We start from the raw sequence: 12,213 nt of genomic DNA, 5'->3' as shown, positions 1-12,213 counted from the left end.
GCAGGACCACGGTGGCTGATGGCACCAAGGCGGTCGTCGACACGTCAGCAGCTGACGCGGCGGCGGACGACGCCGCACTGGCCGCGGCGATCGACGAGCTCGCGGGCGCGAAGACCTCCCCGGGCGACAACGCCCCCTCCCCCGTCACCTCCTCCCCGGCTGGCTCGGCCGACTCCGACCCGGCCGAGCCCGACTCCGGCACGGACTCCTCCGCCGACGACACGTCGGTCAGCGAGGAGACCTCGGAGATCACCGCGCCGCTCTCGGTCGACGAGATCGCCGCCGAACTCGCCGCCGGCGGCGGCAAGCCGAAGCCCGCCGCGGCCCCGGAGCCGGTCAACGGCACCCCCCGCCGCACACCCACCGACCCGCAGCCCACCGTCGACCCGCGCGACACCGCCGCCCTCCCCCGCACCCTCCCCGCGCCGCTGCGGCACAGCGGCGACAAGATCGGCCACCGGTACCGGCTGGAGGAGTGCATCTCCCAGACCGAGACCTTCAGCAGCTGGCGCGCCGTCGACGAGAAGCTGCGCCGGGCCGTCGGCGTCCACCTGATGGCCTCCGGCCAGCAGCGCGCCCGCAAGGTGCTCGCCGCCGCCAAGTCCGCCGCCCTGCTCGGCGACCCGCGCTTCGTCCAGGTCCTCGACGCCGTCCAGGAGGGCGAGCTGGTCTACGTCGTGCGGGAGTGGCTGCCGCACGCCTCCGACCTCGCCAAGCTGCTCGCCGACGGCCCGATGGAGCCGCACGACGCCTACCAGATGGTCCGCCAGGTGACCGACGCGGTCGCCGCCGCGCACCGGCGCGGCCAGGCCCACCTGCGCCTCACCCCGCGCTGCGTGCTGCGCACCGACAGCGGCCAGTACCGGATCAACGGCATCGCGGTGGACGCCGCCCTGCGCGGCCTGCCCGCCGACGGCGACACCGACGACGCCGAGCGCGCCGACACCCGCGCGATCGGCGCCCTGCTCTTCGCCGCGCTCACCCACCGCTGGCCCTACCCCGAGGACCGCTACGACCTGCGGGGCCTGCCGAAGGGCCTCCAGAACGCCGCCCCCGACCAGGTCAGGGCCGGCGTCCACAAGGGCCTGTCCGAGCTCGCCGCGCGCGCCCTGTTCGACCACCCGCCGCACCACGCCGAGCCGATCACCACACCGGAGGAGCTCGCCAAGGCGATCGCGCTGATGCCGCGCATCCGCCAGCCCGAGCCCGAGCTGCCCGTCTTCACCCCGCCGCCCCGGCACAACACCCACGCCCTGCCGACCGCGCCCAACCCGACGCGCGTGATCGACGGTCCCGTCGTACCGCCGCTGCCCGCCTCGTCCCGCCCCACCTCGACCCGCCGCACCCGGCGGCGGCTGCGCCGGGCGCTCAAGGCGACGGCCTGGACGGTCGCGCTGGGCGCCATCGGCGTCGCCTCCTGGCAGGCCGTCGACCACCTGCGCAACAACGGCTCGGCCGTCGCGGCCCCGCAGCCGTCGGTCAGCAGCAGCGCGCCGACCGCGCACGCGGCCACGCACCCACCCGTGCAGATCCAGATCAAGGACGCCCAGTCGTACAACCCGCTCGGGCGCAACCCCGGGGAGCCCGAGGGCAAGGACACCCTCGCGAACGCCTACGACGGCAACCCGAACACCTCCTGGGACACCAACTACTACTACGACCAGTTCGGCCCCACGAAGCCCGCCCTCAAGTCCGGCACCGGGCTGATGATCGACCTCGGCTCGATGCAGACGGTCTCCTCCGTGACCGTCCTGTTCTCGGGCGGCGACCAGACCGCGGAGCTCCGGCTGCCCCCGACCGGCGCCACCAACCCCATGGACGCTAAGCCGGAGGCCTTCAGCGTCCTCGGCAAGCAGAGCGGCACCAACGTCTCGTACAACCTCGACACCCCGGTCACCACGCGTTACCTCTTGCTCTGGCTGACCGCCCTGACGAAGGATGTCAACGACGGCAAGTACCACGGCCACGTCGCCGAGGTGAAGGTCTTCGGCTGACCGGCGCTCCGGTCGCCCGAACGACGGCAAGGGGTCAAGGGGTGACAGTGGCGGACGACGACGCGACGCTGCTCGCCCGGCACGTCGCCGGCGACCCGGACGCCTTCGGGCAACTGGTCAACCGCCACCGCGACCGGCTCTGGGCGGTCGCCCTGCGCACGCTGGGCGACCGCGAAGAGGCCGCCGACGCCCTCCAGGACGCCCTGGTCTCCGCTTTCCGCGCCGCACCCGGCTTCCAGGGCCGCTCGGCGGTCACCACGTGGCTGCACCGGATCGTGGTCAACGCCTGCCTGGACCGCGCCCGGCGTAGCGCCACCCGCCGCACCAGCCCGCTGGACGACGACCCGCAGCGGCTGGACACCCTGGTGGGCTCCGCCGAACCCGCCGACTCCCCCGTCGTCCGGGCCGAGGTGCACCGCGAGGTGGCCGCGGCGCTCGCCGAACTGCCGGCCGACCAGCGGGCCGCCCTCGTCCTGGTCGACATGCAGGGCTACCCGGTCGCCGAGGCCGCCGAGCTGCTGGGCGTGCCGGTCGGCACGGTGAAGAGCCGCTGCGCCCGCGGGCGGGCCCGGCTGCTGCCGCTGGTCCGCCACCTCCGCGAGGGCGACGGAGGCGATGTTCCACGTGGAACAGCGTCCGTCCAGGGCGCCGCACCGCCACGGCGGATGGCCGCGGGGAACGGACCAGGGAACGAACCGGGGAACCCAAGCGGCGCCCGCACCGTCACAGGAACAGGCCCGGACAACGGCCGGACGATTCTGGAAGGAGACGCGAGCACGCGATGACCGCCCCCTTCTCCTCCTCCGATTCCTCCCGCTCCTCCCACTCCTCCGACTTCTCCGGCGCCCCCGGGTCCCACCCCTCCGTCGACGAGCTCGCCGACCTCGCCGAGGACCTGATCGAGGACCCCGGCACCGTCGAGGCGCTGCACCGGCACCTGGCCGGCTGCGCCGACTGCCGCGAGACCGCCGACGCGCTCGGCGAGGTCCGGGCGCTGCTGGGCGAGGTCGAGGCCCCGCCGATGCCGGCCGACGTCGTCGCCCGGCTGGACGCCGCCCTCGCCGAGGAGGCCGCCCGGCGCGACGCCGCCGAAGGCCCGTACGAGGCCCCCGCGAGCACGCGCGGCCCCGCTGCCCCGACCCCGCCGTCCCGGCCCGCGACGGCCCCCGCGACGGCCCCCGTGGCGCCGCCCGCCCGGGCCGCCGGTGCCACCGGCCCCGGCCGTCCCCGCCCCCGGCGGCGGCGTGTCGGCCTCCTGCTCGGCGTCGCCGCCGCGCTCGCCGCGATCGGCCTCGGCGGCGCGCTGCTGTACCCGGCGGACTCCGGCTCGCACAACGCGGCCACGACGGCCGCGGCGCCGTCCACCGCCGACGCCGGACACAGCTCGAAGGCGGAGCACGCCCTGGGTGCGGGCACCGACTACCGCGACGACCAGCTCGCCGCCCAGGTCCAGCAGCTGCTGGCCCGCTCCGGCGCCATCGTGGGCTCGCCCCCGAACGGCGTCGCCAAGCCCTCCGCCGCCGCGCCGGCCGAGGGGCGCCAGCCGCTCACCCCGGAGGCGACGCCCGAGACCGGCCGGACCTGTCAGGCCCCCACCAAGGGCACGCCGCTGGCCACCGACCACGGCACCTACGCCGGCGCCCCGGTCGACGTCTTCGTCTACCCCGTGCCCGGCAAGCCCGGCGAGGTCGACGTCTACCTGCGCTCCCCCGACTGCACGATCGTGCTGCACCACGCGGTCCCTGCCCACTGACCGCCCCCGCCCGCTGACCGCCTCCGCCCCGGCCGGGGCTCCGGAACCCGGCACCGTTCCCGTGCGATCGACGCCGGGGCCGCCACGCGGCTTCCGGAGTGCGGGCACCTGGTACTGATCCGCCTGGGAATGCGAGACACTGGGCAGTCGTTGTCCCGGGCGGCGGAGCAGGACCGCCCTCCCCGCAGCAAACGCGGGTCGCGATGCGAACCAGGAGATGCAGTGAGCGACGTCCGTAACGTGATCATCATCGGTTCCGGCCCGGCCGGCTACACCGCCGCGCTCTACACGGCCCGTGCCTCCCTCAAGCCGCTGGTCTTCGAGGGGGCCGTCACCGCCGGCGGCGCGCTGATGAACACCACCGAGGTCGAGAACTTCCCGGGCTTCCGGGACGGCATCATGGGCCCGGAGCTGATGGACAACATGCGGGCCCAGGCCGAGCGCTTCGGCGCCGAGCTGATCCCGGACGACATCGTCGCGGTCGACCTCACGGGTGACATCAAGACCGTCACCGACTCCGAGGGCAACGTGCACAAGGCCCGCGCCGTGATCGTCACCACCGGCTCGCAGCACCGCAAGCTCGACCTGCCCAACGAGGACAAGCTCTCCGGCCGCGGCGTCTCCTGGTGCGCGACCTGCGACGGCTTCTTCTTCCGCGACCAGGACATCGCGGTCGTCGGTGGCGGTGACACCGCCCTGGAGGAGGCCACGTTCCTCTCCCGCTTCGCCCGCAGCGTCACGATCATCCACCGCCGGAACACCCTGCGCGCCTCCAAGGCGATGCAGGAGCGCGCCTTCGCCGACGAGAAGATCCGCTTCGAGTGGGACAGCGCGGTCGAGGCCATCCACGGCGACCCGAAGCTGAGCGGCGTGACGCTGCGCGACACCACCACCGGCGAGACCCGCGAGCTGGCCGTCACCGGCCTGTTCATCGCGATCGGCCACGACCCGCGCACCGAGCTGTTCAAGGGTCAGCTGGAGCTCGACGCCGAGGGCTACCTCAAGGTCGAGGCCCCCTCCACCCGGACCAACATCCCGGGCGTGTTCGGCGCCGGCGACGTCGTCGACCACACCTACCGCCAGGCCATCACCGCCTCCGGCACCGGCTGCTCCGCCGCCCTGGACGCCGAGCGCTACCTCGCCGCGCTGGACGACCTGGAGTCCAAGGCCGCCGCCGCCGTCGCGGTCTGAGCCCCGCCACACCGACCGATCCCCCCGCGGGGGTGCCTCGCGTGTTCCACGTGGAACACCCCCGCCCCGTCCAGGCAGAAACAGAACGGGCCCGCCCGTTGTTCTTCTGGCAGCAGCCCTCTCCGTCCGATCCCGAGGAGTCCCCGTGGCCGGCGCCACCACCACCGTCACCGACGCGACGTTCCAGGCCGACGTCCTGGACAGCGACAAGCCCGTACTGGTCGACTTCTGGGCCACCTGGTGCGGCCCGTGCCGCCAGGTCGCCCCGATCCTGGAGGAGATCGCGGCCGAGCACAGCGACAAGCTGACCGTCGCCAAGCTCGACGTCGACGCCAACCAGGTGACGGCCGCCCAGTACAACGTCATCTCGATCCCGACCCTGATCGTGTACAAGGGCGGCGAGCCGGTGAAGTCCATCACCGGTGCCCGTCCGAAGGCCGCGCTGCTGCGCGAGCTGGCCGAGTACATCTAGGTCCTCGACCACCGCGAAGGCGGGGCTCCCCCATCACCGGGGAGCCCCGCCTTCGTCGTTCCCACGCCACTCCGGCGAATGACGGACGACGGACGACCGACGACCGACGACGGAGGGCAGACCGCCGAGCGCGAACGACGGACGGCTCACCACGGACGGCTCACGACGACCGGCTCACGACGACCGGCTCAGAAGGGCCGCAGCGCCGGCTCCTTGCGGCCACCGCCGAGCAGCCGTTCCAGCGCCACCTCCACGTCGCCGCGCCAGGACAGCGTGGTCCGCGCCTCCAGCCGCAGTCGCGGGTAACGGGCGTGCGGGCGGACGGTCTTGAAGCCGACCGCGAGCAGGTGATCGGCCGGGAGCACACAGCTCGTCGGCGCCCGCCCGGTCGTGCCGAAGGCCTCGATCGCCCGCACGCCGCGCCCGAGCAGGTCCTTGGCCACCGTCTGGACGAGCACCCGGCCGAGCCCCTGCCGCTGGTAGCCCGGCAGCACCCGGCTGACCATCAGCTGGACGGCGTCCGGGGACACCGGACTCGTCGGGAAGGACTGCGAGCGCGGCACGTAGGCCGGCGGCGCGTAGAGCACGAACCCGGCGGGCTGGTCGTCCACGTAGACGATCCGGCCGCAGGAGCCCCACTCCAGCAGCACCGCGGAGATCCACCCCTCCTTCTCCAGCTCGGGCTTGCCGGACTCCACCGCGGCCTTCCCGCTCACCGGGTCCAGCTCCCAGAACACGCAGGAGCGGCAGGTCGTCGGCAGATCCGCGAGGTTGTCCAGCGTCAGCGGAGCGATCCGGCGTCCCATGCCCCGCACCTCCTCGTCCACTCCACAGTCGAGCATTCCCCCCGAACGCCGACGGGTGCATGTTTCACGTGAAACAGCGCTCACGCGGAACATGCACCCATCGGGTCACGCCTCTTCGACCGGCCTCAGCTCTGCGACAGCCGCAGTCCGTCCTCACCGGGGGCCAGGCTGTCCAGGATCCGGTTCAGGTCCTCGACCGAGCCGAACTCCAGTACCACCTTGCCCTTGCCGAGCTTGCCGCCGCGCTGCGTCACCTCGACCTTGACCCGGGTGTCGAACCGGTCCGACAGCCGGCTCGCCAGGTCGTTGAAGGCCGGGGAGTTCAGCTTGCCCGCCTTCGGCGCCTGGCGCTGCGGCTTGTCCTCCAGGTTCATCGTCTTGACGATCTCCTCGGTGGTCCGCACCGAGAGGCCCTCGCGGTTGATCCGGGCCGCCAGCTTCTCCTGGCGCGCCGAGTCGGTGAGGCTGCACAGGGCCTTGGCGTGCCCGGCGGACAGGATCCCGGCGGCGATCCGGTTCTGGATGGGCAACGGGAGCTTCAGCAGCCGCAGGGTGTTGGTCACATGCGACCGCGAGCGGCCGATCCGGTCCGCCAGCTCGTCGTGGGTGCAGGAGAAGTCCTGGAGCAGCTGGTCGTAGGCGGCCGCCTCCTCCAGCGCGTTCAGTTCGGCCCGGTGCAGGTTCTCCAGGAGGGCGTCCAGGAGGAGCTTGTCGTCATCGGTGGCCCGGACGATCGCCGGGATCACCTTCAGCCCGGCCTCACGGGACGCGCGCCAGCGACGCTCGCCCATGATCAGCTCGAAGGCCTCCGGCCCGGCCTGGCGCACCACGATCGGCTGGAGCAGGCCCACCTCCTTGATGGAGGCGACCAGCTCGGCCATCTTGTCGTCGTCGAAGACGTCGCGCGGCTGACGCGGGTTGGGCGTGATGGCGTCGATCGGCAGCTCGGCGAAGAAGGCCCCGGGCACCGGCGCCGGCTGCTCCCGCAGGCTCTCCGCGGCCGCCCTGGCCGCCACCGTGCCGCGACCACCCGGCAGCACCGGGACGGCGGCCGGCGACACCGCTCCGGGCGCCACCACCGAGGCCGGCGCAGGCGCGACGGTCTGCGCCGCCCCGCCGTCCACCGGCGCGGCGGGGCCGATCAGCGCCCCGAGCCCTCGTCCCAGACCCCTGCGACCACCACTCACTGCTGACCCTCCGTCGTACCGTGCTGTGCCACCGGGGCACCGTGCCCCGTACCGCTGCTGTTGCGCTGCTGACCCACCAGCGAGCCCCCGGCCTGCTGGCCCACCGCACGCAGCGCGAGCTCGCGGGCCGCCTCCAGGTAGGAGAGCGCGCCGGTCGACCCCGGGTCGTAGGTGAGCACCGTCTGACCGTAGCTGGGCGCCTCCGAGATGCGCACCGAGCGCGGGATCGCCGTGCTCAGCACCTCCTGCTGGAAGTGGGTCCGGACCTCGTCGGCCACCTGGGCGGCCAGCCTGGTCCGGGCGTCGTACATGGTGAGCAGGATGGTCGAGACGTGCAGCGAGGGGTTGAGGTGCGCGCGCACCAGCTCGACGTTGCGCAGCAGTTGGCCGAGGCCCTCCAGCGCGTAGTACTCGCACTGGATCGGGATCAGCACCTCCTGGCCGGCCACCAGGGCGTTGACCGTCAGCAGGCCCAGCGAGGGCGGGCAGTCGATCAGGATGTAGTCGAGCGGCTGCTCGTAGGCGGCGATGGCGCGCTGGAGGCGGCTCTCCCGGGCCACCAGCGAGACCAGCTCGATCTCCGCGCCGGCCAGGTCGATGGTGGCGGGGACGCAGAAGAGTCCCTCGACGTCCAGCACCGGCTGCACCACGTCGGCCAGCGGCTTGCCCTCCACGAGGACGTCGTAGATCGACGGCACCTCGGCGTGGTGGTCGATGCCGAGGGCGGTGGAGGCGTTCCCCTGCGGGTCGAGGTCGACGACCAGGACGCGCAGTCCGTGCATCGCGAGCGAGGCGGCCATGTTGACGGTGGTGGTCGTCTTGCCGACCCCACCCTTCTGGTTGGCGACCACGATCACCCGGGTCGCGGCGGGCCGGGGCAGCCCCTCACCCGCCCGGCCGATCGCCTGGACCGCAGCCTGGGCAGCACGCGCGATGGGCGTGTCATCGATCTGGTCGATGGTCTCCGAGTCCTGCATGGGGGTCAGTGTTTCACGTGAAACCGGAGCGGCAACAGTCGCCGTCCGGAAGAGGCCGAGCCCGCGGCGGAGCCGCAAGTCGAAACCGTCGGAGAGCAGGGAGCGACGTTTCACGTGAAACACCATGCCCGCTATGTCGCAAATCTGACGTTGCGACACTCCGGTGACCGTACAGTGGCCCGCTCTTCACCTCAATGACAACGGGCGGGTGGCCCTCCCCTTCCAGGAGGACCACCCGCCCGTCGTGGCAAGTGTGCGGCGTCACCCGGGGTCAGCGGCCCCGGCGCCGCCCGCCCCGGCCGCGCTCACCGGCACGGGTCGTGCCCACGGTCCGGCCGGCCCGGGCCGCCTTGGCCCGCCGGGTCGCCGCCTTCACCCCGCCGGGGCTCTCCCCCGCCTTGACCTGAACCACTCGGGTCGAGGTCTCCAGGGTGCCCTCGCCGACCGAGATCACGCTCCACTCGACCGCGCCGAGCTTGGTCAGCCCGGCCCGCGAGTCGGCCAGCTCCTGCTCGGCGCTGTCCCCCTTGAGCGCCAGCATCTGCCCGTGCGGGCGGAGCAGCGGCATGCCCCAGCCGGCCAGCCGGTCCAGCGGCGCCACCGCGCGGGCGGTCACCACGTCGACCGCCAGCTTGCCGACCATCTCCTCGGCCCGGCCGCGCAGCACGGTGACGTTCTCCAGCCCCAGCTCCCGGACGACCTCCTCCAGGAAGGTGGTCCGCCGCAGCAGCGGCTCCAGCAGCGTCACCGAGACGTCCGGACGGGCCAGCGCCACCGGGATGCCCGGCAGGCCGGCGCCGGAGCCGACGTCGCACAGGGTGGTGCCGGCCGGCAGCAGCTCGGCGAGCACCGCGCAGTTCAGCACGTGCCGGTCCCACAGCCGGGGCACCTCGCGGGGCCCGATCAGCCCGCGCTGGACGCCCGCGGTGGCCAGCAGCTCGGTGTAGCGGACCGCGGCGTCGAAGCGGTCGCCGAAGACCGCCCGGGCCGCGGCCGGTGCCTCGCCCGGGTCGGCCGCGGCAGGGACCGCGGCGTCCTCGCCCTCAACGGCCGGATTGACGGCACCCGCCCCCGGCTGGCCGTCAGCCGTGCTCTCCGTGTCCATCTCGACCTCTCCGATCCCCGGATCCACCGACCCGCTCTCCGCACAGTTCCACGTGAAACATCTCTCGCCGGGCCACCGCCCTGCGAAGGGACGACGACCCCGCCCGCACGAGGCGGACGGGGTCGCGTCCTGTGAAGCGCACCGGTCACCACGGCGACCGGTCATCGACGTGCCGGCCTCAGGCCGGCAGCACGACCACGCACCGCTGGGGCTCTTCGCCCTCGGACTCGCTGCGCAGACCCGCCGCGGCGACCGCGTCGTGGACCACCTTGCGCTCGAAGGGCGTCATCGGCCGCAGCTTGACCTGCTCGCCCGTGCGCTTGGCCTGCTCGGCGGCCTTGGCACCGAGCGCGGCGAGCTCCTCGCGCTTGCGGGCCCGGAAGCCGGCAATGTCCAGCATGAGGCGGCTGCGCTCACCGGTCTCCCGGTGGACGGCCAACCGGGTCAGCTCCTGCAGGGCCTCCAGCACCTCGCCGTCCTGGCCGACCAGTCGCTGGATCGCCCGGTCGTTGCCGTCGCTGACGATGGAGACCAGGGCGCGGTCCCCCTCGACGTCCATGTCGATGTCACCGTCGAGGTCGGCGATGTCGAGCAGACCCTCCAGGTAGTCCGCCGCGATGTCGCCCTCCTGCTCCAGACGGGCGATGAGGCTCTCGTCGGCGCTGGCGGCGGTCTCGGCCTCGACGGCGGAGGTGGTGCCTTCCGTCACTGATGGACTCCTTCGGAGATGAGGCCCAGGTTGGGTGGGCCGGGAACGAAGCTCTGGGCGAAGCCGGTCAGGACTTCTTCTTCGGCCGCTGGCCGCCACGCTTCGGCTGCTGACGGGCGGTGCCGGGCTTGGCGCCGCCGGGACGCGAGGTACCCGGCTTGGCGGCGGCCGGCTTGGTGCTGCCGGCGTCGGCCACGACGGCGTCCGCGGGCTCCTCCTCCGCCGGGGCGTCCTTGGTCAGGCTCGCGGTCTGGCCGCCGGTGTGCTGGCGCTGGGCCTTGGTCTGCTTGCGGGGCTGCTGGCGGCGCGCCTGGACCGACTCCTCGACCGTCGCGGAGGCCTCGGCGGCGGCGCTGATGGCCGCCTTCGACGGGGGCAGCATGCCCCACAGCGCGCCCTTGATCTCCGAGCCGTCCGGGTTCAGGCGACCGGCCTTCTTGAGGCGCACCTGCCGCTCGTCCCACGCCTTGCTGCCCGGAGTCGGGTTGTTGCGGATGACGATCAGCTGCTGGCCCATGGACCAGACGTTGGTGGTCAGCCAGTAGACCAGGACACCGACGGGGAAGTTGATGCCCATGACGGCGAACATGACCGGGAAGACGTACATCAGCATCTTCTGCTGCTGCATGAACGGCGTCTTCACCGTGAGGTCGACGTTCTTGGTCATCAGCTGGCGCTGGGTGACGAACTGCGACAGCGACATCAGGATGATCATCACCGCGGTGACGACCTTGACGCTGGTCTCGCTGCTGCCCAGGAAGGTCGCGGAGAGCGGGGCGCCGAAGATGTGCGCCTTGCCGGCGCTGGTCAGCAGGTCACCGTGGATGACGCCGATGTCCTGGCCCTTGGCGACCTTGGCGAGCACACCGTAGAGAGCGGTGAAGAACGGCGCCTGGACGATGATGGGAAGGCAGCTGGAGAACGGGTTGGTACCCGCCTCCTTGTACAGCTTCATCATCTCTTCCGACTGGCGCTGCCGGTCGTTCTTGTAGCGCTCCTGGATGGCCTTCATCTTCGGCTGGATCGCCTGCATGGCCCGGGTCGCCTTGATCTGCTTCACGAAGAGCGGGATCAGGCAGATCCGGATGACGACCACCATCGAGGCGATCGCCAGACCCCAGGCCCAGCCACCGTCCGGGTCGAAGACGTTGCTGTACAGCGAGTGGAACTGGACGATGATCCAGGACACCGCTGTGTACAGGGGATTCAGGAAGGAGAAGGTCACCGGTCAGGCTCCTTGGACATGTGGATCGGCCGCTCGGGGCCAATGGTCGCCGGGCCCTCGGGGGCCGGACCGGCGGGGGTGGTGGCCACCGGCGCCCCGGTGGCGGACCGGCGGCTCAGCCAGTCTCGCAACCGGCGGTGCCACACCGGGTGCTTGCGCGGCGGAACGTGATCGACTCCGCCGGCGCTCCACGGATTGCAGCGCAGGATGCGCCACACGGTCAGCCCGCCGCCCTTGACCGCCCCGTGGACCTTCACGGCCTCGAAGCCGTAGTGCGAACAGGAGGGGTAGTAACGGCAGACCGGACCGAGCAGTGGGCTGATCGTCCACTGGTAGACCCTGATCAAACCCATCAGCAGGTACTTCATCGCCCTGCTCCCGTCGGCGCCGTCGTGGCGGGCTCCGCCTTCAGCAACCGCTTGAGCGCCGCGTCCAGGTCGCGTTCGAGGTCCTGGTACGAGGCGGACGCGGCCTGGGGCAGCGCACGCACCACTATCAGGCTACCGGCGGGCAGCCTGGACAGACGATCACGAACGAGGTGGCGCAACCGGCGCTTCACCAGGTTGCGGACGACCGCCGGGCCAACGGCCTTGCTCACGACGAAACCCGCACGCGCCGAAGGAGTCCCCTCGGCGACGTGCGGGCGGGAGTCGCTGGTCCGGTCGGCCTGGCCCTTGAGGTCACCGTCTCTGCTGAGATGGACGACCAACAGGGGCCGGCCGGCCCGGCGACCGCGTTTCACCGCGGTCGCGAAGTCCTGGCGCCGCCGCAGCCGATTCTCGGAGGGCAGCACA

General features: G+C 72.6%; 13 protein-coding genes. 5 read left to right on the top strand and 8 right to left on the bottom strand.

The features are described 5' to 3' along the window. Positions 1-11: 11 nt before the first annotated feature. The 5 genes from AB0O00_RS00795 to trxA all read left to right on the top strand — a co-directional run bounded on the left by AB0O00_RS00795 (position 12) and on the right by trxA (position 5,410). A complete protein-coding gene (locus AB0O00_RS00795) occupies positions 12-1,994 on the top strand; it encodes a protein kinase family protein (protein WP_363647635.1) in 1,983 nt (660 codons plus the stop codon). Between the two features lie 41 nt (positions 1,995-2,035). Beyond that, positions 2,036-2,779 carry an RNA polymerase sigma factor SigM gene (sigM, locus tag AB0O00_RS00790; RefSeq protein ID WP_363647633.1) on the top strand — a complete coding sequence of 248 codons (744 nt, stop codon included), beginning with the start codon at positions 2,036-2,038 and terminating at the stop codon, positions 2,777-2,779. Beyond that, positions 2,776-3,747 (top strand): hypothetical protein, encoded by a 972-nt coding sequence (locus AB0O00_RS00785; protein WP_363647631.1) that lies wholly within the window; start codon positions 2,776-2,778, stop codon positions 3,745-3,747. Before sigM ends, AB0O00_RS00785 begins: the two co-directional genes overlap by 4 nt. A 222-nt stretch (positions 3,748-3,969) precedes the next feature. Beyond that, positions 3,970-4,938 carry a thioredoxin-disulfide reductase gene (gene trxB, locus AB0O00_RS00780; protein ID WP_363647629.1) on the top strand — a complete coding sequence of 323 codons (969 nt, stop codon included), beginning with the start codon at positions 3,970-3,972 and terminating at the stop codon, positions 4,936-4,938. 145 nt (positions 4,939-5,083) lie between these two features. Next, entirely contained in the window at positions 5,084-5,410 is a 327-nt protein-coding gene (gene trxA / locus AB0O00_RS00775) for a thioredoxin (RefSeq protein ID WP_363647627.1), read from the top strand. A gap of 188 nt (positions 5,411-5,598) precedes the next feature. Here trxA and AB0O00_RS00770 read toward each other — a convergent pair whose 3' ends face one another. The 8 genes from AB0O00_RS00770 to rnpA all read right to left on the bottom strand — a co-directional run bounded on the left by AB0O00_RS00770 (position 5,599) and on the right by rnpA (position 12,212). Further along, positions 5,599-6,216, bottom strand: coding sequence for a GNAT family N-acetyltransferase (locus tag AB0O00_RS00770; protein ID WP_363647625.1), 618 nt, complete (start codon positions 6,214-6,216; stop codon positions 5,599-5,601). A gap of 125 nt (positions 6,217-6,341) precedes the next feature. Next, the gene (locus AB0O00_RS00765) at positions 6,342-7,403 is read right to left on the bottom strand and encodes a ParB/RepB/Spo0J family partition protein (protein WP_363647623.1); all 1,062 of its coding nucleotides are present in this window, start codon (positions 7,401-7,403) and stop codon (positions 6,342-6,344) included. Continuing rightward, entirely contained in the window at positions 7,400-8,380 is a 981-nt protein-coding gene (locus AB0O00_RS00760) for a ParA family protein (RefSeq protein WP_363647621.1), read from the bottom strand. Before AB0O00_RS00760 ends, AB0O00_RS00765 begins: the two co-directional genes overlap by 4 nt. Before the next feature lie 271 nt (positions 8,381-8,651). Beyond that, positions 8,652-9,485: a 16S rRNA (guanine(527)-N(7))-methyltransferase RsmG gene (gene rsmG, locus AB0O00_RS00755; RefSeq protein ID WP_363647619.1), complete on the bottom strand. Its 834-nt coding sequence runs from the start codon at positions 9,483-9,485 to the stop codon at positions 8,652-8,654. A gap of 178 nt (positions 9,486-9,663) precedes the next feature. Beyond that, positions 9,664-10,194: a R3H domain-containing nucleic acid-binding protein gene (locus AB0O00_RS00750; protein ID WP_363647617.1), complete on the bottom strand. Its 531-nt coding sequence runs from the start codon at positions 10,192-10,194 to the stop codon at positions 9,664-9,666. 67 nt (positions 10,195-10,261) lie between these two features. Further along, positions 10,262-11,419, bottom strand: a complete 1,158-nt coding sequence (gene yidC, locus AB0O00_RS00745) for a membrane protein insertase YidC (protein WP_363647615.1) — start codon at positions 11,417-11,419, stop codon at positions 10,262-10,264. Continuing rightward, a complete protein-coding gene (gene yidD, locus AB0O00_RS00740) occupies positions 11,416-11,787 on the bottom strand; it encodes a membrane protein insertion efficiency factor YidD (protein ID WP_363647613.1) in 372 nt (123 codons plus the stop codon). Before yidD ends, yidC begins: the two co-directional genes overlap by 4 nt. Beyond that, positions 11,784-12,212: a ribonuclease P protein component gene (gene rnpA / locus AB0O00_RS00735; protein WP_363647611.1), complete on the bottom strand. Its 429-nt coding sequence runs from the start codon at positions 12,210-12,212 to the stop codon at positions 11,784-11,786. The genes yidD and rnpA overlap by 4 nt, the downstream gene beginning before the upstream one ends. Position 12,213 lies beyond the last annotated feature (1 nt).

The sequence above is a fragment of the Kitasatospora sp. NPDC093558 genome (assembly GCF_040683475.1).
Classification (GTDB): domain Bacteria; phylum Actinomycetota; class Actinomycetes; order Streptomycetales; family Streptomycetaceae; genus Kitasatospora.
Note: the sequence above shows the minus strand (reverse complement) of the source record. Positions and strands in the feature narration are given on the sequence as shown.

Coding starts and splice junctions, on each gene's coding strand:
- AB0O00_RS00785 (WP_363647631.1), top strand. CDS start 2,776: ATGACCGCCCCCTTCTCCTCCTCCGATTCCTCCCGCTCCTCCCACTCC.
- AB0O00_RS00770 (WP_363647625.1), bottom strand. CDS start 6,216: ATGGGACGCCGGATCGCTCCGCTGACGCTGGACAACCTCGCGGATCTG.
- AB0O00_RS00760 (WP_363647621.1), bottom strand. CDS start 8,380: ATGCAGGACTCGGAGACCATCGACCAGATCGATGACACGCCCATCGCG.
- rsmG (WP_363647619.1), bottom strand. CDS start 9,485: ATGGACACGGAGAGCACGGCTGACGGCCAGCCGGGGGCGGGTGCCGTC.
- yidD (WP_363647613.1), bottom strand. CDS start 11,787: ATGAAGTACCTGCTGATGGGTTTGATCAGGGTCTACCAGTGGACGATC.